This is a genomic window from Metabacillus herbersteinensis (assembly GCF_042433335.1).
GTDB classification, from domain to species: domain Bacteria; phylum Bacillota; class Bacilli; order Bacillales; family Bacillaceae; genus Metabacillus; species Metabacillus herbersteinensis.
Genome location: NZ_JBHLVO010000004.1, coordinates 192,175 through 212,953, shown reverse-complemented (window position 1 = coordinate 212,953; position 20,779 = coordinate 192,175). Strand labels below are relative to the sequence as shown.

At 37.2% G+C, this 20,779-nt stretch carries 18 protein-coding genes; all 18 read right to left on the bottom strand.

Features of this window, described 5'->3' with window-relative positions; all coding sequences use genetic code 11:
* Positions 1-272 precede the first annotated feature (272 nt).
* The 18 genes from ACFFIX_RS07915 to ACFFIX_RS07830 all read right to left on the bottom strand — a co-directional run bounded on the left by ACFFIX_RS07915 (position 273) and on the right by ACFFIX_RS07830 (position 20,740).
* Positions 273-1,526: a competence/damage-inducible protein A gene (locus tag ACFFIX_RS07915; protein WP_378932283.1), complete on the bottom strand. Its 1,254-nt coding sequence runs from the start codon at positions 1,524-1,526 to the stop codon at positions 273-275.
* A gap of 21 nt (positions 1,527-1,547) precedes the next feature.
* A complete protein-coding gene (pgsA, locus tag ACFFIX_RS07910; RefSeq protein ID WP_378932281.1) occupies positions 1,548-2,126 on the bottom strand; it encodes a CDP-diacylglycerol--glycerol-3-phosphate 3-phosphatidyltransferase in 579 nt (192 codons plus the stop codon).
* Positions 2,127-2,243: 117 nt separating this feature from the next.
* Positions 2,244-3,140, bottom strand: coding sequence for a helix-turn-helix domain-containing protein (locus tag ACFFIX_RS07905; protein ID WP_378932279.1), 897 nt, complete (start codon positions 3,138-3,140; stop codon positions 2,244-2,246).
* Between the two features lie 21 nt (positions 3,141-3,161).
* Positions 3,162-3,953 carry a YmfK family protein gene (locus tag ACFFIX_RS07900; protein WP_378932277.1) on the bottom strand — a complete coding sequence of 264 codons (792 nt, stop codon included), beginning with the start codon at positions 3,951-3,953 and terminating at the stop codon, positions 3,162-3,164.
* A gap of 189 nt (positions 3,954-4,142) precedes the next feature.
* On the bottom strand, positions 4,143-4,400 hold the full coding sequence (locus tag ACFFIX_RS07895; protein WP_378932276.1) for a DUF3243 domain-containing protein: 258 nt from the start codon (positions 4,398-4,400) through the stop codon (positions 4,143-4,145).
* A gap of 76 nt (positions 4,401-4,476) precedes the next feature.
* Entirely contained in the window at positions 4,477-5,202 is a 726-nt protein-coding gene (ymfI, locus tag ACFFIX_RS07890) for an elongation factor P 5-aminopentanone reductase (protein ID WP_378932274.1), read from the bottom strand.
* A gap of 253 nt (positions 5,203-5,455) precedes the next feature.
* Complete coding sequence (gene yfmH, locus ACFFIX_RS07885; protein WP_378932272.1) at positions 5,456-6,745, bottom strand: EF-P 5-aminopentanol modification-associated protein YfmH; 1,290 nt, start codon at positions 6,743-6,745, stop codon at positions 5,456-5,458.
* A complete protein-coding gene (gene yfmF / locus ACFFIX_RS07880; RefSeq protein ID WP_378932271.1) occupies positions 6,742-8,025 on the bottom strand; it encodes an EF-P 5-aminopentanol modification-associated protein YfmF in 1,284 nt (427 codons plus the stop codon). Before yfmF ends, yfmH begins: the two co-directional genes overlap by 4 nt.
* 176 nt (positions 8,026-8,201) lie before the next feature.
* Positions 8,202-9,422, bottom strand: a complete 1,221-nt coding sequence (bcbE, locus tag ACFFIX_RS07875) for a bacillibactin exporter BcbE (protein WP_378932269.1) — start codon at positions 9,420-9,422, stop codon at positions 8,202-8,204.
* A gap of 114 nt (positions 9,423-9,536) precedes the next feature.
* Positions 9,537-10,496 carry an ABC transporter permease gene (locus ACFFIX_RS07870; protein ID WP_378932267.1) on the bottom strand — a complete coding sequence of 320 codons (960 nt, stop codon included), beginning with the start codon at positions 10,494-10,496 and terminating at the stop codon, positions 9,537-9,539.
* Positions 10,497-11,543, bottom strand: coding sequence for an ABC transporter permease (locus ACFFIX_RS07865; RefSeq protein WP_378932265.1), 1,047 nt, complete (start codon positions 11,541-11,543; stop codon positions 10,497-10,499).
* Positions 11,536-13,071: a guanosine ABC transporter ATP-binding protein NupO gene (locus ACFFIX_RS07860; RefSeq protein ID WP_378932263.1), complete on the bottom strand. Its 1,536-nt coding sequence runs from the start codon at positions 13,069-13,071 to the stop codon at positions 11,536-11,538. The genes ACFFIX_RS07865 and ACFFIX_RS07860 overlap by 8 nt, the downstream gene beginning before the upstream one ends.
* A gap of 264 nt (positions 13,072-13,335) precedes the next feature.
* Positions 13,336-14,439, bottom strand: coding sequence for a BMP family lipoprotein (locus tag ACFFIX_RS07855; RefSeq protein ID WP_378932261.1), 1,104 nt, complete (start codon positions 14,437-14,439; stop codon positions 13,336-13,338).
* 125 nt (positions 14,440-14,564) lie between these two features.
* Positions 14,565-15,290, bottom strand: a complete 726-nt coding sequence (locus ACFFIX_RS07850) for a GntR family transcriptional regulator (protein WP_378932259.1) — start codon at positions 15,288-15,290, stop codon at positions 14,565-14,567.
* A 263-nt stretch (positions 15,291-15,553) separates the two neighbouring features.
* Complete coding sequence (locus tag ACFFIX_RS07845) at positions 15,554-17,905, bottom strand: DNA translocase FtsK (RefSeq protein ID WP_378932258.1); 2,352 nt, start codon at positions 17,903-17,905, stop codon at positions 15,554-15,556.
* A gap of 99 nt (positions 17,906-18,004) precedes the next feature.
* A complete protein-coding gene (locus ACFFIX_RS07840; protein ID WP_378932257.1) occupies positions 18,005-18,235 on the bottom strand; it encodes a YlzJ-like family protein in 231 nt (76 codons plus the stop codon).
* Positions 18,232-18,990: a ClpP family protease gene (locus ACFFIX_RS07835; RefSeq protein ID WP_378932255.1), complete on the bottom strand. Its 759-nt coding sequence runs from the start codon at positions 18,988-18,990 to the stop codon at positions 18,232-18,234. Before ACFFIX_RS07835 ends, ACFFIX_RS07840 begins: the two co-directional genes overlap by 4 nt.
* An 82-nt stretch (positions 18,991-19,072) precedes the next feature.
* Positions 19,073-20,740: a ribonuclease J gene (locus ACFFIX_RS07830; protein ID WP_378932253.1), complete on the bottom strand. Its 1,668-nt coding sequence runs from the start codon at positions 20,738-20,740 to the stop codon at positions 19,073-19,075.
* Between the last annotated feature and the right edge of the window lie 39 nt (positions 20,741-20,779).

Here is a 20,779-nt window from a genome sequence, read left to right as displayed (position 1 = left end):
TAGCATAAGGCTATTCTAAATAGAAGGCGTTTTTTGGCCTTCAATTTAAAATTAACTTATGACCTCGAGGCAGTTACAACCGCGACGTCAATCGCCATGACTGCACTAGCACGTCCTGTGCGTCGAGGCTAGGCGCTGGGCAGTCAAAAACGCGACGTCCTGTCGCATTTGACTGCACTTGCACGTCCTGTGCGTCGGAGCTGGACTTGCGAAACGCAGACTTAGTATCAAATTTTATGCTTTCTTATATGTCAAGAAAAAAATACAGCTAATTAGCTGTATTCTCCTTCAATGACTTTCATAATGTAATAGCATCCATACTTAGCGGTTCTTTTTCGAATCCCATTTCTGTCGCCAGCTAGATTAAGAGGGAAAACCTTTGTTGGTTTTTTACTCATTGATATACCTATAAACACTGTTCCAACTGGTGTATTTTCTAAAGGTTCAGGACCTGCAACTCCCGTAAAACTAATCCCTATATCACTGCCAGTTAAATTTCTGATATTGTCTGCCATTTCTCTCGCACATTGTTCACTTACTGCACCGTGTGCTTTAAGTGTTTCTTTTGAAACCTTTAGGATGTTTTGTTTTACTTCATTTGTGTAGCAAACAAGACTGCCCTTTAAAACAAGTGATGTTCCTTTAATCGAAGTTAATTGTTCTGAGAAAAGCCCACCAGTTAGGCTTTCAGCAGCCGACAGTGTTATTTTATAGTCAATCATCTTTTTCATTAATTCTGTAACAAGTGTTGTTTCATCATAGCCGTAAAAATATTGACCAACTCGGGTTTGGATCGTTTTTTCTAACCCATTGAGTAGTTGAATAGCCACCGTCTCTTGTTCATGTTTAGCAGTTAAGCGAATTGTTACTTCTCCGTCTGAAGCTAATGGTGCTATCGATGGGTTGCTTTGTCCGTCGATTAAGTCTTGAAGGTCTGTTTCAAGTTGTGATTCACCAATTCCAAAAAAACGGAGCACCCGAGAAATGATTTTCTCTTGAAAGCCCAATTGAGTTGTGAAGTACTCTCGACCGTGATTCGTGAACATTGGCTTCATTTCACTTGGAGGGCCAGGGAGCAACATGTAAAACTTGTCTTCGTATTGAAGTGCCATGCCTGGTGCCATTCCAAAGTCATTTCTTAGAATACACGAGTTTTCAAGAACAAGAGCTTGCTTTTTATTATTTTCAGACATGGATCTTTTTGTTTTCTTAAAATAATCTTCAATAAAGGTTAGCGCTTCTTCATTCGTCACCAAGCGCCTACCTAAAGCTTTTGCAATCGTTTCCTTAGTTAAGTCGTCTTTCGTCGGTCCTAGCCCCCCCGTGAAGATCAGTACATTAGAACGAGTTTGTGCAGTTTTTATTGCCTGCTCTAGTCTCTCCGGGTTGTCACCTACGACTGTATGGTAATAGACATTCATGCCTAGCTCTGCTAGTTGCTTTGATAAGAATTGAGCGTTGCTATTCACAATTTGGCCTAATAAAAGCTCTGAGCCAACTGCAATAATCTCTGTTTTGACTTTCATTCCCTCATCCCTCTCAGTCGCTTATTTCGAGTTTTTAAATGCTTGCATGTTTTTAGCGAAATAATCCCAGCCAGAATAGACCGTAAAGAACGTAGCAACCCATAATGAAATCATTGCAAAAGGGAAGTTTACAAATTCAAAAGGAAGGTTGTGTAATAATAACGCTGAGACTGCAATAATTTGCGCCCAGGTCTTAATTTTCCCTAGCATATTTGCTGCAACAACTTCCCCGGTTCCTGCTAGCACAAGTCTTAAACCTGTCACTGCAAACTCACGGCTAATAATTAAAATAACCATCCATGATGGCGCAAAACCAAGCTCAACTAAAATAACCAACGCGGCAGAAACAAGAAGCTTGTCTGCTAGCGGATCGAGGAATTTTCCTAAATCTGTCACTTGATTAAGTTTTCTTGCGTAATATCCATCTATCCAGTCAGTTGTTGAAGCAATAATAAATAACAGGGCACCTACGAAGTGTGTAACAGGAATCGTTTCTGAACCGAATGCCAATTCTCCCCATTCAAAAGGGGCTAGCATAATGATCATGAAAACGGGAATAAGAAAAATTCGTGAAATGGTGATTTTATTAGGTAAATTCATTTTTTGTCTTCCTCCAAGGTTCTATCTTAAAAAGAATAGGTATTCACTTAATTTTGTTATTATGTATTATAAGGTTTTTGTAAAAAAAGTAAGAAAAAGTCATCAAGGAAGATGACTTTATTCTTGTGTATTAAGGATGTTGATATTTTGAATGGTTTCGTCACTTGGGTTAATCTCATACTTTAGGACTTCCCCATTTATTTTAATTTCTGTACCAGGGACATTGCCAATTCGTAATTGAATTTCAGATTCGGCTGTAAAGTCATTTATTTCAGACTCACCTTCTTTAATTTCAGCTCCAAAAAAGGCTTTGCCTGTTCCATTCTTTATACTTACCCAAGTGTTTCCCTTTGCAACCACTTCTAACTCAAATTTGTCAGTTCCAGTAAGTTCATATGTCGTTGTTTTTGCCTGCGTTTCTTTCACAGAAATTGTTTGTGCTGGAACTTCCTCTAGGGCAGTTTCTTCTTCTGTTTCAGTAGTGTTCTCTTCACTTTCTACTAAAGAGTTCTCTTCTTCATCCTGGCCATTTTCACTCTTAGTGGCACCCTCAGCCGTTTCATAAACATTACCAGTATCCTCTACAGTGCTTTCTGTGTGAAGTGCACCATCTGTTTCAGCACCATTTTGACGCCATATCCAAACAATCACAGCGATCGCAATAATACATGCGATGATCAATAATTTGGGCAGTAATTCTAGAGCTTTTGAGGCTGATTTGGGCAGTTCTTTCTGTGTTTTTACTCTTGAGAGCCTTTCTGGCAAATCGTCGTTATATGTAGAAGGAACGTCATTCTTGTATTCTTCAAATAGAAGCTCTGAATCTAGGCCCACTGCCTCAGCATACTGCTTTATAAAGGCCCTTACGTAAAACTTTCCAGGCATCATTTCATAGTTGCCTTCTTCTATGCCAACGAGATATCTTTTTTGGATCTTTGTTAAGTCTTGTAGATCTTCAAGACTTAAGTTTCTCTCTTCTCTTGCTTGCTTTAGTCGATTTCCTAGTTCACTCATTGGTAACACCTACCATCATAATTAAAAGTCAAAGCCTGAAAAGTTGGTTTGATCAAACATTTGTGGTCCTTCAACATCATTGTATGTAATCTCTTCATCAGGATCATTGCGAAGTTCGATAATGTAATCAAAGTCATCAAGCGTATATTCTGTATTTTGCACGAAAATATCTGGATGTTCAACTACTTTCGTCGCAGAAATCCTCATGATTTCTCTTACAAGTTGTAAATGCCGTTCTGACCCTCTTCTTGTTGAAACAATTCCATCAATAATAAAAACATTGTCTTCCCTATATTCATCCGCAATCAACTGACTTCTAATCGTTTGCTTCAGTAAAGTTGAAGAAACAAAGAGCCAACGTTTATTAGCACAAACACTTGATGCAACGATCGATTCCGTTTTCCCTACCCTTGGCATTCCGCGAATTCCAATTAGCTTATGACCATCTTGTTTAAATAGCTCAGCTAAAAAGTCAACTAAAAGTCCAAGTTCATCACGAACAAAACGAAATGTTTTTTTATCATCTGCATCTCTTTGGATGTATCGGCCATGTCGTACGGCTAATGTGTCACGTAGTTTAGGCATTCTTAACTTTGTAACTGTTATATTATCCATTGTATTGAGGATAGATTCAAGTCGTTTCACCTGATCGTGATGCTCACATTTAAGCAAAAGACCGCGCCTTGAATCATCAACACCATTAATTGTGATGATATTAATCGATAACATTCCAAGTAATGAGGAAATATCGCCTAAAAGACCAGGACGATTTTTTTGAATTTCATATTCTAGATACCACTCTTGCTTAGCCAAATTAAGACCTCCCTTTAGGTCGACACTATAAACCTATAATAAATCATTTAGTGAAAAGAAGGAAGGATAAACCTTGGACAGCAATTAAATAAGGAATATATATGATAAATTAGGCCTGCGTTCCTATTCACATACTTCTAGCTGTAACGAAAGAAAAAAGGTGAAAAAGAGAGGATGAACTCCTCTCTTTTAATGTGAACCGTTATTTTGAACAAGCTTAACCATCATGTTAGCGATTGCATGCTGCTCTTCTTGGGAAGCAACACTCCATAAATCAGCAAGAACTTTCTCTTGCGGGTTTTTTGATTCTACTTGTTTTGCTAAGTAGTCACCAATTTCGAAAGCTAAGTTGGAGATTACTCCTCCGTTCATTCCTTCATTTTCAGCATGATTTAAACGGTCACCAAGGAAATTTTTCCACTCGTCCCAATTTTCTAATACTGACATAGGTGCCCCTCCTTTTTGTATGATACAAGGATAGTTTGTCACTGCTTTTATTTTTTTATGCAGTGATAATTGAAATTCACGAAAGCCAACCGCCATTTACAGAAATTATTTGTCCCGTTATGTAAGATGAATCTTCTGATGCTAAGAAGGATACTGTGCTGGCTATTTCCTCTGGCGTTCCGAGTCTCCCCATTGGGATTTCTTCTTGCAGATTCTCTAGTTCCTCCTCCGAAAATTGTGCCATCATCGGTGTTTGAATCACACCTGGTGCAATTGCATTGACCCTGATTTTGCTAGGGGCTAATTCTTTCGCTAACGCTTTTACAAAAGCATTTTGTCCACCTTTAACCATGGAGTAAAGCACTTCACAGGACGCGCCAACCAAACCCCAAATAGAGGATATGACAATTATATTCCCTTGTTTTTGCGTCACCATTTTTGGAATTAGATTTTTAGTTAGTTGAAAAGGACTTGTTATATGTAGGTTGACCATCTCATCTACCATTACGTCTTCCATATCTGTTACTAATCCATGAAAGCTATTCCCACTGTTTAAGACTAGTAAATCAATGGTATGGTTGATTTGGCTTAAGAGTTTTTGTACACCATCCTTTGACGAAAGATCTGCTTGTACACAATAAATTTCGATGTCGTGGGGAGCTAGTAATTCAGTTAAATTGGTCAATGCGTTTTCATTTTGATTAAAATGTAAGTAAAGATTATAGCCCTGTACTGCTAACTTTTTTGCAATGGCAGAACCGATTCCACCGCTTGCTCCGGTAATAAGTGCATGTTTAACCATAATTAATTCTCCAATTTTAAGTGAAATAAAAGCGCGGGGCGCCTTGTTCAGCCTTATGACCTCGAGCAGTCAAAAAACGTGACTCCTGTCGCACTGACTGCACTAGCACGTCCTGTGCTTCGGACTAGGCGCTGCAGCTGGATTTGCGAGACGCAGACTTAGTATCAAATTTTATACTTTCTGATACTATCAAAAAAGAGGGTGACTTTTTAGCCTAAGTGTTAGACACTTAGAAGTCACCCTCCTAGGGTACTCATTGTTTCGGAACAACCTGGCAAACCGAGAATAGAGATTCATCCACAGCTTCGTTGATTGTAGCTGCAATGTCCTCTTTTGTGAGTGACTCTAACACAGGTACTACCTCAAATAAATTCATTTCATTAAAAGCATATCTTGTAAATTGGTTAGCGATATACTCCGGGGAATTAATTGCTCTTAAAAACGCACCAATCTTTTTCTTCTTAGCCGATGCTAATAATTCGCCCTGAATACCATTATTTTTAGCATTTAAAAGGATTTTCTTAATTTCATCTGCTAGCTCATCTGGTCGATCTGTGTCGCCACCAATCATCGCAAATCCAAAACCACCTTCTTCTGTGTAATCAAAACTGAAGGTGTCATCAATAAGGCCTGAACGATAGAGCTCATTATAATTTTCAGAGCTTTTGCCGAATATCATATCCAATAAGACATTCATTGATAGCTCGTATTTTAGCAATTCTTTTCCAGTACGATTTGCGTTACTTGCCTTCAAGCCAACAAGACATTTCGATGACTGTACATTCATTTGAAGCTTTTCAAGTGGTTTAAACACTTCTTTTGGCTCATCTGGAACGTCTCGTTTAATTTCAGGCTGATCCTTATAGTCTTTTTTTGCTTGGTTTTCTCTCACTTGTGTAAGAATTTCTTCCGGGTCTACTGGTCCGACTATAAACAGTAGCATGTTGCTCGGATGATAAAACGTGTTATAGCACTCGTATAATGAATCTTTGGTGATTTTTGCAATCGACTCAATTGTACCAGCGATATCGATACGTACAGGATGATTGTGATAAAGATTTTGAATAAGGCCAAAGTATAAACGCCAATCTGGGTTATCATCATACATGTTAATTTCTTGACCAATAATTCCCTTTTCTTTTTCAACTGTTTTTTCAGCAAAGTAAGGTTCTTGAACAAAGTCAATTAACGTTTCTAAATTTTTATCTACATTCGATGTACTTGAAAATAAATATGCCGTCCTTGTAAACGATGTAAATGCGTTTGCGGAGGCACCTTGCTTACTAAACAGTTGAAAGACATCGCCATCTTCTTTTTCAAAAAGCTTGTGCTCTAAAAAATGAGCAATTCCATCTGGAACTGTAATTATTTCTTCACTGCCAAGTGTGGCAAAATGGTTATCAATCGAGCCATACTTGGTTGTAAAGGTTGCATAGGTTTTATTAAAGCCTTTCTTTGGCAAAACATATACATCTAATCCATTGGACATCTTTTCATAATACATTTCTTCCTGTAGTTGTTCAAAACGAATTGGATTTGTCATGCTTTCTCCCCCTTTCCTTTTAAAAAATAAATGGTATCAAGATCTATACTTCCCGCTACTTTTTTCACGTCTTCTGGAGTTACCTCTTCTATTCCTTGCAAATAGTCGTCAAAAGGTCTTTGTATGTTTGCAATTACATTATGGTATAGCACTTCAACTAAGCCATAAGATGTATCAATCGTTTCTAGGAGTTGATTGCGGATGACAGCTTTTGTTTGTTGAAGCTCCTGATCTGTAAAATCTCCACTTTTCATTGCTTCCATTTGTTCACGAATTATCGTTACAGCTTGATCAAAATTCTGCTCTTCGATACCTGACATGACCATCAATAATCCTTTATGGCTCTCTACTCGTGATGCTGCATAATAGGCAAGACTTGCTTTTTCACGAACATTTATGAAAAGTTTCGAATGTGAGAAACCTCCAAAGATACCATTAAATACTTGTAGAGCATAGTACTCTGAGTCTTTGTAGGTTGTGTTTGTGCGATAACCGACGTTTAATTTACCTTGCTTAACATCTTGCTCCTCAATGACTTCCTTTGCTTCTTTAACCTGAATAGTAGTTGAGCTACTCTCACTTGACTTAAATGAATTGTCAGTGAATGAAAAATAGTTGTTAACATATTTTTGTACTGTTTGCCCTGTTACATCTCCGACAACATACAAATCAATTTTATCTTCTGATAGTGCTTTTTTGTAGTAAGAATAGAGAGAAGAGTGCGTGATGGTATCCACTTCATCAATTTCCCCGTTTACATGAAGTGCGTAGGGCTCGTTTTTACACATTTCTTGTACCAGACGCAAATTAGAGTATCTCATTTTGTCGTCATAAACCGATTGAATTCGTTGTTTTAACGTTCTTTTTTCTTGGGTAACTACTTCTTCAGAGAATTCGTCTCCGTTAGTAACAGGTGACAAGATAATTTCTGATAACAGCTTAATTGCTTTTTCGAGCAATGGAGTTTGATCGGATAAAAACTTCTCATTGGCAATCTCCATCCGAAACGAAATAATATGATTTTCCCCTTTTTTAGATAAATCAACATGAAGCGTGGCTCCATATAAGTCATCTAAATGTTTACGCAACGCTGTACTTGTTGGAAAAGACGTCGTTCCTCGTTGCAGCACATAAGGAAGTAGGGCACGCAATGTAACATCTTCTTTCTTTAATGGTGCTAAAATCTTTAAAACTAGGGTGTTTGTTTTAAATTTAGCTTCTGGGATTGTATGCAGAGTTAATCCATTTACAGTGTCGATCTGTTCGTTGAGATATGACATTTAAACCCTCCTCTTAAACAATTAACTTTAAATTCATTATTAGTTTTTCCTTTTTTACAGTTAAACGTATGAATACATGCTAGTAATTATATCAACAAGAGGATAATAAAGGAAATGAAACGATGCTTAAGCTATCAATAGGAGTTTCAATTTCCTATTTGATGGCTAGCATTAGTTTATGCTAACTTTGGAGTTGGGCGTTTTTTTTCATCATGAGGATTTATAAAATAAAGCACGAGAAGCATTGCAACAATACTTATTCCTCCTGAAACATAATAGATTAAATGCTCCGCAACAGACGTGAAGTAAGCATATGCTGGTGGGCCTACAGCAACACCAATGAATCTCATCGAACTATAAATTGATGTAATCGTACCTCTTTCATCTTTTTCAATTCCTTCTGTGATTAACGCGTCTAAAGCTGGCAGTGCAACGCCAATTCCAATTCCACTAAATACTAAAAATGTGAGCAAAAATAGAAACGAATGTTGTAACCGCAGCGCTAAGAATGAAAGAGACAGCACAGCCATGCCAGCGGCGATGATCATTTTCATTCGCACTTTATCTTGTCCAATGATTTTACCTGAAAGAAACGAACTAATTGAAAGGGCGAGAAGCGGGATGGCAAGTAAGAAACCCTTGTGGACTCCATTAATGTTGTATTGCTTTTCTAACATATCCGATAAATAAAACAGGACACCAAACAAAACAAACATGATAATACAACCTATAGCAAAAATAGCGTATAGCCATCGTCCGTTCCTTTTAAAGATGCCTTTTACGCACAATGCAAACTCTTTTAGAGATTGTTTTTTTGGGGCCTGTTTTGGGATTTTCACAAGAAAAAACACCAAAAACACACTGATTAAACTAAAAAAAGGAATAAACCAAAAAGGTAAAAACCAGATAAAAGATGCTAGTGTTGCCCCGATAATAGGACTTAATACTTTACCAGCAGTATTTGCTGTTTCGATAAGACCGAGACCAGCACTAATTTGATCATTTTTTTTGAAGAGATCTCCTATTAAAGGAATGACAACAGGTGCAGCTCCTGCAGAACCAATTCCTTGAAGAACTCTTCCAACTAAAATCATCACATAGGGATCGTCTATCTTCCACGATGCCCATCCTGAAACTGCTCCACCGATGCCTGCAATAATTAGACATGGAATCATCACAACTTTTCTTCCGTATCGATCGGATAAGTAGCCAGCTACTGGAATTAGGAAAATAGCCACAATTGAATAAACCGTTATAAGTAATGAGACTTGAAATGAACTTATCTTTAACTTTTTCGAAATAAGAGGTAGAACAGGAATTAGCATTGAATTTCCTAAGGTCATCACAAGTGGCACTGAGGATAACGCTAATAAGTCAAGTTTCTTTTCTACTGCCATTTCCCTCACCTTATCCAAAAAATATTTTAGTTAACGTTTAAATTTTGCCATCTTTCCATAAAAACTATACTGTAAAAAAAAGGACTGCCCAATTGGACAGTCCTTTTCACCTTATTATCTTTCACCTTTTACATATGGTGTACCTAATGCTTTAGGAGCATCAGCACGACCGATAAATCCAGTTAGCGCTAAGATTGTTAACACATACGGTGCTATTAGGAGATATACGTTTGGTATATTCTCTAAAAACGGTAAACTTGACCCGATAATACTTAAACTTTGAGCAAATCCGAAGAACAATGCTGCTCCCATTGCACCTAGTGGATGCCATTTTCCAAAGATTAGGGCAGCGAGTGCCATAAAGCCTTGTCCACTAATGGTTGCATGACTAAAGTCAGAAGAAATTGACTGTGCATAAACTCCGCCACCAATTCCCGCTAGTGCTCCTGAGATAATCACTCCAATATAACGCATTTTCGTAACATTGACTCCCATTGTATCTGCAGCCATCGGATGTTCACCAACCGCACGTAGACGTAAGCCAAAAGGAGTTTTAAACATCACAAACCAAGCAATAAATGCAACGATGATCGCTACATAAGATGTGTAGTATGTGTTAGAGAAAAACAAAGGACCAATTAGGGGAATATCACTTAATAACGGTACATCAATTTTACTAAACCCTTTTTGAATAATATCCGTTTGTCCTTTTCCATATATGAATTTTACTAGGAACAAAGCAGCTCCAACAGCTAATAAGTTAATCGCAACACCTGATACAACTTGATCGGCTCTAAAGGTTATCGATGCTAAAGCGTGTAGAACAGAAAATAAAGCCCCTATAACCATTGCAATTAATAATGATATCCATGGTGTTGCATTTCCAAATGTATTATCAAAAGTTAAGTTAAAGACAATCGCTGAAAAAGCTCCTATGACCATCAAACCTTCAAGCCCAATATTTACAACACCTGAACGCTCAGAGAAGTTTCCACCCAATGCAGTGAAAATAAGTGGAGCAGCCCATAATAGTGTGGAAGGAATAACAATTAATAAGATATCCATTAATCCCACTTACTTCGCCCCCTTATTACTAATACGATCAATTACCCAGCGAATCATGTAGCTGGTTGCTACAAAGAAAACAATTAACGCAATAATAATATCGACTAACTCATTTGGAACACCTGATTCTAATGGCATATTAAGGGACCCTACCTTTAATGCTCCAAATAGTAGTGCCGCGAAAATGATACCAATTGGACCATTTCCTCCTAATAACGCTACAGCAATTCCATCAAAGCCAACACCTGTAAAGCCACCTTTAATTGCTGCGTAACCAAATGTACCTAATCCTTCCATAGCACCAGCTAAACCAGCAAATGCACCTGAAATGACCATCGATAAAATGATATTTGAGTTAACGTTCATGCCAGCATATTGCGAAGCATGTTGGTTAAATCCCACCGCTCTTAATTCATAGCCCTTAGATGTTTTTTCTAATATGAACCACATAATAAACACACAGATAAGTGCAATCACAATTCCCCAATGTAGACGAGAATAGTCGGTCAAGCCTTCAAGAAATGGAGAGCGGAGTGTTGCTGAATCAAAAATCTTTTCAGTACGATCACTATTTTCAGAAAGAACGCTTCGTACAACATAGTTTGCAACATGTAAGGCCACATAGTTCATCATGATCGTGACAATTACCTCATGAACTCGAAAACGAGCTTTTAGATAACCAGGAATAAATGCCCAAAATGCTCCTGCCAAAGCAGCTGCTAAAACAGCTAAAGGCAAATGAATGATTTTTGGCAATTCAAAAGCAACTCCAACCCATACTGCTGCTAGCCAACCAACAATTAGTTGTCCTTCAACGCCAATATTAAAAAGACCGGTTCTAAATGCAAAGGCTACTGCTAGTCCTGCCAGGATGTATGGAGTTACTTGTCTAATAACTTCCCCTGTATAATAAATATCTCCAAACGCACCATTCCAAAGTGCACGATATGCAGCAAATGCATCATATCCTGTTAGGAACATAATGATTGTTCCCAAGATAATACCTAGTAACACTGCAATAATAGGTACTAGAATATTTTTCAAGCGACTAGACATTGCTTTCTTCACCCGCTTTCTTACGTATAGACCCTGCCATCAATAAACCAAGCTCTTGTTCAGTTGTTTGCTTAGGATCTACGATTGCAACAATTTCCCCTTCGTAAATAACCGCAATACGATCACTTACGTTAATGATTTCATCTAATTCAAATGATATAAGAAGAACTGCCTTTCCATTATCACGCTGTTCGATTAAACGCTTATGAATGAACTCAATTGCTCCAACATCTAGTCCTCTTGTCGGTTGTGCTGCAATAAGCAAATCTGGATTACGATCAATTTCTCTTCCGATGATTGCCTTTTGCTGATTTCCGCCTGAAAGAGAACGAGCTAGTGTATATTCACTAGGAGTTCGAACATCAAACTCTTTAATTAATGCTCGAGCTTTATTATAAACTTCTTTAAAATTCAATACGCCACTTTTTGAAAATGGAGCTTTATAGTAGGTCTGAAGAACGATGTTTTCACCAATTGGAAAATCAAGAACAAGTCCATGTTTATGACGATCTTGAGGAATATGACTTACTCCGGTTTCTGTAATTTTTCTTGGTGAAAGATTTCGAATTTCTTTACCATTCAACTTAATTGAACCACTTTCTGATTTTCTTAGACCTGTAATACTTTCAATTAATTCTGTTTGTCCATTTCCATCGACACCAGCAACCCCAACAATTTCTCCTGCTCTAACAATGAGATCGAGATCATTTACCACGCCGAATCCTCGTGAGTCCTTGACAACTAGATCTTTAATTTCGAGAACCTCTTTTTTCGGAACTCCGGGGCTTTTATCGGTTTTAAATGTGACCTCACGTCCGACCATTAAGCTCGCTAAATGGTTTGGATCTGTTTCACTTACATTAACTGTTCCAATGCCAACACCTTTTCTAATTACCGTTACTCTATCACAAACTTCCATTATTTCTTTTAACTTGTGGGTAATTAGAACGATAGACTTACCTTCTTTAATAAGCGTTTTCATAATTTGGATAAGCTCTTTGATTTCTTGCGGTGTCAGTACGGCTGTTGGCTCATCAAAAATAAGAATTTCAGCACCACGGTATAAGGTTTTAAGGATTTCTACTCGTTGTTGCATACCTACTGAAATATCAGATATTTTTGCTTGTGGATCAACAAACAAACCGTATTTCTCAGATATTTCTTTTACTTCATTCTCTGCTTTTTTTAAATCAATTTTTCCACCACTAGTCGTTTCTTTACCTAAAATTATATTTTCAGTAACCGTAAAAGTATCAACTAACATAAAGTGTTGGTGAACCATTCCAATACCCAATTCACTTGCGATAGTAGGATTGGTTATTTTAACTGATTGTCCATTTACTCGGATCTCACCTTTTTCTGGCTGATACAAACCAAAGAGAACATTCATTAACGTTGATTTTCCTGCTCCATTTTCACCTAATAGAGCATGAATCTCCCCCTTTTTTAATTGGAGAGTAATATTATCATTCGCTACGATTCCAGGGAATTCTTTCCGAATGTTGAGCATCTCAATAACATAATCCATTTTTTTCACTCCTTGCTCAAGATGATTAAGATGATAATTACAGTAGTTAGATGTCAGACCTTATGGTCGATTATAAAAACCTGATCTTTTGACCAAGTTTATTCTAACTGACTAAGTTTTTATGCAAGGGAGAATGCCCTCAGGTTAAAACCTTAAGTGAAAGGTAGAATTTTTTTCTACACTTCAATTAAAGTTCTACCTTTATTCATTAAGAAAGAATAAGCGGCCAGTATAACCACTTATTCCACTTTTTAAATTACATAATTATTTTGCTTTGAATGCTGCTAGTTCGTCTTTTGAAGCAGGAACAACTAAATCCCCACTCTTGATTTTCTCTTTATACTCTTCAACTGAAGCTTCGATGTCAGCTTTATTAGTAAGCTCTTCATTGATTGGCGCAAGTCCTACACCGTCTTCAGCTAACCCATAAGTTGTTATTTCTCCACCGGGGAAATTACCTTCTTTTGCTTTGTTTGATAGATCTAATACAGCATTATCAACACGTTTTAAAGCAGAAGTAATAATTACGTTATGTTCTTTACCTTCAATTTCAACTACACCTTCTGCTGTTTGGTCAGAGTCAACTCCGATTGCCCAAATTTCTTTAGAAGGATCTTTCTTTTTAAGGTCACGAGCTTCTTTAAATAATCCGTTACCAGTTCCTCCAGCTGCGTGGAAAATTACATCAGCACCAGAAGAATACATTTTTGAAGCAATTGTTTGGCCTAGTTCTGCTTTATCAAATGCACCTGCATACTGAACTTCTACTTTAAGATCTGGATTAACAGATTGCACACCTGCAAGAAAACCAACTTCAAAACGTTCTATAACAGGAATTTCCATACCACCAATGAAACCAATTTTATTTGTTTTTGTTGCATTAGCTGCTGCAATACCTGCTAGGAATCCTGCTTCTTGCTCTTTAAATAAAATGCTAGCTACATTTGGCTGCTCAACAACTGCATCAACAATCCCAAAATTCGCTTCTTTTTGTTGTTGCGCAATTTCATTTATAGAATCAAGCATAAGAAAGCCAATACCAAATACTAAATCAAAATCTTGGCGAGTTAGATTATTAAGGTTTGTTGCATAGTCCGCATCTGATTGAGATTGAAGGTAATTATACCCCTCTTGTCCCTTTTCTAGGCCATGCTCTTCTCCAAATGCTTTAAGACCTTCCCATGCAGATTGGTTAAATGATTTATCATCAACCCCACCTACATCTGTTACCATCGCAACAGTGAAATTCTCTTCTTTTGTACCCTCATCAGCAGCTCCGTCTTTTTCTTCCGTTGCGCCACCACATGCTCCTAAAAGTGTACCTGCAGCTAAAACGAGTGATAAAGCCAAACCATGTTTCTTTTTCAAGTAAAAAACCCCCTATTAGTAGTTATTTCCTGTGTAAATCAAACGATTTAAACCTGTTGAAACTTGCAGGATCACCTCCTTAAAGTAAGCGATTCTTACTCTTAATCTATACAAAATAGTGTTTTCTATAAGCGCTTTCTAACAACATGAAAGCTGAACTTATCTGCACGAAAGTAATTCAAAGAATACAGTACAGGTTTATCGTTTTCATCAAAGTGTGTTTGCTTTAATAAAAGAAGAGCTGTTTCCGGTTCACATTCTAAAATAGGGGAGATTTTGTCGTGATAACCAATGGGTTCTATATTTGTAACTGCATAGCTAATATATGAATTTGCTTCATCTTGTAATAATTTAAATAACGATTCTTGCTCATGATCAAAGGCTTCAGGTAGTACATAGCGGGGGATTTTATCCACACAATAAACGACGGGTTCACCATTTGCGGTTCTAACCCGTTCTAAGAGAAAAATTTCTTCTTCTTTATTACAGTTAAATCTCTTAATATCTTCATCAGTTGCTACAGTCATAGAGGAAGAAAGAAAAATTGTTCCTGGAGAGAGACTTGCTTGTTCAATCATAGCTGTCACACTATTAAGTTGTTCAATACCAGATGTAAAAAGTGGCTTTGAATTTACAAACGTTCCAACTCCATGCCGCCGGATGATAACGTTTTCTTCTTCTAGAATACGAAGGGCCTCACGTAGAGTTGCTCGACTCACACCTAGTTTCTTTGAGAGTTCAAATTCAGAAGGAAGCTTTTCTTTTTCACGGTATACAGAGTTTTCAATGTCTTTTTTTATTCGTTCTATCACTTGTAAATATAAGTGACGATTGTCTGATTTAATTGTCATATTCAACCTCCGCCTAATCTGTTATGTAAAAGAGATCAGACATCTGATGTTCTACCCCTATCTCTAATCGAAAATACTATACCATGTTTTATTGTATAAATAAATAGAAAAATTTAATTTTGTCGAAATAGACGATATATTATTATCATAATTATGTTATGTAAACTAAAATAATCAATAGAACGACCAATCGCTAAAATCCCTTTTAAAGCCTAAGGAATTTTAGCGAATGAATCGAATATAGAAGTAATAAGTCAACTATTTCATGAGGTTAATTCTTCATGCTGATCTTTTGTAAGTAAAACTTCACGAGGTTTACTACCTTCATATGGCCCAACAACACCTCTTTGTTCCATCGCGTCAATTAACCTTGCTGCTCTCGTATAACCCACTCGGAAACGACGTTGCAACATGGACACAGATGCTGTTTGCATTTCAATAACTAGCTGAACAGCATCACCATAGAGAGTATCTTCCACCACTTCAGTCACTTCAGGCATTTCGGTCGGAATCATTTCTGCTTGATACTGAGCTTTCTGTTGTGAGATTACGTAATTGACTGTTTTTTCGACTTCTTCGTCAGTTAAAAAAGCACCTTGAACACGAACCGGTTTGGAGGCACCTGCTGGAAGGTACAACATATCTCCGCGACCTAACAATTTTTCTGCTCCGCCCATATCAAGAATCGTTCTCGAGTCGATTTGAGATGAAACACTAAACGCAATTCTAGATGGTATATTCGCTTTGATTACCCCTGTAATGACGTCGACAGAAGGCCGTTGAGTCGCGATAATGAGATGAATTCCAGCAGCACGCGCCATTTGAGATAATCTTGTGATCGAATCCTCTACATCAGAAGAAGCAACCATCATCAAATCAGCTAATTCATCGACTATGACAACAATATAAGGTAATTCTGGTTGTTTCTCTCCTTCTTCACGATTAATACGCTTAATAGTGTCATTATAACCTTCTATGTTTCTTGTACCACTATGTGAGAAAAGCTCATATCTACGTTCCATTTCATTAATTACCTTTTTCAAAGCTTGAGAAGCTTTCTTAGGATCTGTAACAACAGGTGCCAGTAAATGTGGAATACCATTATAAACGTTAAGCTCGACCATCTTAGGATCAATCATCATCATTTTTACTTCGTGTGGTTTTGCACGCATTAAGATACTGGTAATAATTCCATTGATACAAACACTTTTCCCACTGCCAGTTGCCCCAGCAACTAATAAATGTGGCATTTTATTCAGTTCTCCTAGAACTGCATCTCCACTTATATCTCTTCCTAACCCGATTAATAGCTTTGCATCCGGACGATCATTTGCTTTTGATTCAAGAACTTCACGTAAAGAAACCACTGCTATTTCTGCATTGGGGACTTCGATCCCAATCGCTGATTTACCTGGAATAGGTGCTTCTATCCGAATATCCTTTGCGGCGAGTGCAAGTGCCAAGTCGTCACTTAAATTAACAATTTTACTCACTTTTACACCGACATCTGGATACACTTCATATTTTGTTACAGCAGGTCCTAAATGAACTTGTGTTACCTTTGCTTTTACACCAAAACTTTGAAATGTTTTTTCTAACTTACGTGCATTTTCATAAATGTTTTTCTTATCTGTTTGCTGACTATTATGCTTGGGACTAGATAATATTTCAATGGGTGGTAGCTGATAGGCTTTGTTCTCCACTTCTACGAATGCCATTGGTTGCACTAGTTCTTGCGCTATAGGTTGATCTTTAGTCGCCATTCTATCTTCTGACTTGTCTACCTTTGGTGAATCCATCGTATTAATGATCATCTCTTGTAAAGGTGCGTCATTTCGATCAGAGAAGTTTGAGATGATTGGCTCAACACCAATTGTCTCTTCCTCTTCATCATTCTCATGCTGCTGATCTGTTTTTTTCTTCGTTTTCTTCTCTCGATCTTTCTTAACTTGCTTATTCTTTTGTGCATTTTTTATTGTTGCAGGGAGATTCTTCATATCTTCTATAAATGCTAACGTTTGATTTTTTGTGAAGCTACCAATCGGAATTAACACTTTTGCTAAAGTCGCTTGAAGCGAACGACCTGTGATAAGAAGAATACCTATCACAATTAAGACAATTGAAATCATTCTAGAACCTGCTTCTGCGAATAAATAATAGGAAGCCGCAAATAAAAGTGCTCCGATCATTCCTCCTCCTAAATCAGGTGTTCTAGTTTCTCCATTAACGTCAAGCCAAAATAACTCCATTGTATTTGAAATCACACTCGGAGATGCAAAAGCACCATCGTTTGAAAGCATGTTGAATAACGTCACATGGCTTAATAATAAAATGCTTGAGGTTATACAATAAACACCGACCAATTGTCTTGAGAACAGTGAAGGTATTGAACGTTTCCATATCAAATAGATCGAAAAAATGACCATACCAATCAAAAATAGCATATACCATTCACCGCTAAAAAAACGAAACAGGTGTACAAAGGTACTCCCAACAAATCCTAAATTCGCAATTGCAATGAAAGTGATTGCAAGCAAAACTAAACCCGTCAGCTCATATGTTAATGTTCTTTTCCAGTCCGTATTCCTTTTTTGTTTCCGTTTCCGTTTTGCCATCATATCACCTATGTAAGATAGTATTAAAACAAATAAAGCAGCCGAATGCAGGCTGCCAAATAGATGTTCGTATGATTAATTATAGCACACTCTTTTAGTTCATTGGTAGAATTGACATAAGTCGCCCGAAAGTTTTTGACCGGGACAATATTGTTGATTTAGGTAATGATTCGGATCGCTACTTAAGACCCGAATGATTTCATATTGGCTATTTTCTGTTTGTTGGACAAGTAATTCTACTCCATTGTGAGAAACGATTGATTGTTTTTCAAATATATTATCGGCAGTTGGATAAATTAACTCATTAGGCATCATGGTATATAGAATCATTGTAGCATCTGCTTCTTTGCTTTTTCTGATGAGTGTTCAATCATCTGATTCAACTTTTTGATTGCTTGACCCACTCCGCCAACTTCATCAATTAGTCCGTATTCTACTGCATCTCCACCCACTACATTTGTTCCAATGTCTCTTGTTAAATTGCCCATTGAGAACATTAATTCCTTAAACTTTTCTTCACTTATGTTCGAATGCTTTGTAACAAAATTTATAACTCGATCCTGCATTTTATCAAGGTATTCAAACGTCTGAGGAACACCGATAACTAAGCCTGTTAACCGAACAGGATGGATGGTCATTGTTGCAGTTTCAGCAATAATAGAATGATTACATGAAACAGCGATTGGTACGCCAATTGAATGGCCGCCACCTAATACAATTGAAACAGTTGGCTTAGATAGAGAGGCAAGCATTTCAGCAATCGCTAGACCAGCTTCAACATCCCCACCAACTGTGTTTAAAATAACGAGAAGACCTTCGATATTGGGATTTTGTTCAATAGCTACAATTTGCGGTATCACGTGTTCATATTTTGTTGTTTTATTTTGCGGTGGTAATTGAATATGCCCTTCAATTTGGCCAACAATCGTTAAACAGTGGATCTTTGTATCAGGAGTCATTTGAGGCACATTCGTTTGTCCGAGTTGTTGAATTTTCTCAACTAATGAACTCTCTTTATTCTCTTGCTTATCCGAACCCTCATTGTGAGATGATTCCTCTTGTATGTATTGTTCATTTTTTTTCATCGTATCCTTCCTTTCGAATGATTCTGTTTGTAGTATTTACAACACAAATTTTTTCATTCGAAAAAAGAGCCACAAGGGCTCTTTAGATTTCCATGATAATTGGCAGGATCATCGGACGACGTTTTGTTTGTTCATATAGATATTGATTTAGAGATTCACGAATTGTCAGCTTTAAGGAAGACCATTCAATCACGTGATTAGTCATACACCTTTCGACTACATCTTTTACAATCTCAGATGATTTTTCGATTAGTGCTTCTGATTCACGAACGTAGACAAATCCCCGTGAAATAATCTCAGGTCCTGAGACCAACTTTTTATTACGTTTATCTAAAGATACAACGACAATTAAAATTCCATCTCTTGAAAGCAAGCGTCGATCACGAAGGACGATATTACCAATATCACCCACACCTAATCCATCAATCAAAATATTTCCTGCAGGAACTTTTGCTCCTTTTCGTACTTCGTTTTGTTTGAATTCAACAACTTCCCCTTTTTCAACAAGGTGAATGTTTTCACTGCTAATTCCAATCGATTTAGCAAGTTTTGCATGTGCGTTTTGCATTTTAAACTCACCTTGAATTGGAATGAAATGTTTAGGCCTCATTAAATTCAACATTAGTTTTAATTCTTCCTGGTTACCATGACCGGAGACATGAATTTGTTTTTGACCAAAGACCACATTTGCTCCTGCTCTTAACAACATATCTATGGTTCTTGAAAATACTAATTCATGGCCAGGGACAGGAGTCGCTGCAATCATTACAGTATCTTCTTTATGTACATTTACTTGTTTGTGGGCTTGCTTTGCCATTTTTGTTAGAATGGACAATGGTTCACCATGGTTACTAGTGGTTAATATAGTAATCTCGTGATTCGGATGCTTGTCTATTTCATTTACGGATATAAATAAGTCTTTCGTTACTGAGATATATCCTAGTTGGATTGCTAAATCTATTATACTTTTGATGTTTTTTCCAACAATAGCGAGTTTGCGATTATTCTTCTCTACAGCGTTGATAACTTGTTGGATTCTGTTAATATTTGAAGCAAATACAGCAACGATTACTCGTCCATCTGCATTGTATAAACAGTCCGAAATTTCCTCTCCAACAAGTGCTTCAGATCCTGAATATCCAGGTTTTTCAGCGTTAATACTGTCTGAAAGCAAGCACAAAACACCTTCGCCACCTATACTTGCCATCTTTCCTATGTCAGCAAAGGAATTACCTATTGGCGTTTGATCAAATTTAAAATCGCCTGTATGTACAATCGCCCCCATCGATGTAGCAAAACTAACACCTACAGAGTCAGGTACACTATGGTTTGTACGGAAGAATGAAATTTCGGTACTTTCAAATGATAAAACGGTTGAGCTATCTACTTCTTTTACTAATACGTGATCTCTCATTCCATATTCTTTTAACTTCTCGCTTACTAAAGCAAGGGTAAACCTAGTACCGTAAATCGGAATGTGTAAACTGTTTAAGAGATAATAGAGACTTCCTATATTCTCATCATGGCCGTGTGTTAAAATAACCCCTCTAACTCGATCTGCATTGTCTTTTAAATATGTAATATCAGGTATTACTGCATCGATGCCTAGCATTTCGTTTTCTGGATACATAAGTCCTGCATCCACGACAAAAATATCGGTATTGATTTCAACTACTACCATATTTTTGCCGATTTCTCCAACGCCCCCTAAGGCAATTATCTTAATATTTTCTGTCTTATTCATACTCACGTAAAAATCCTCCCTAATTATGTACCCGTTCAACGTCAC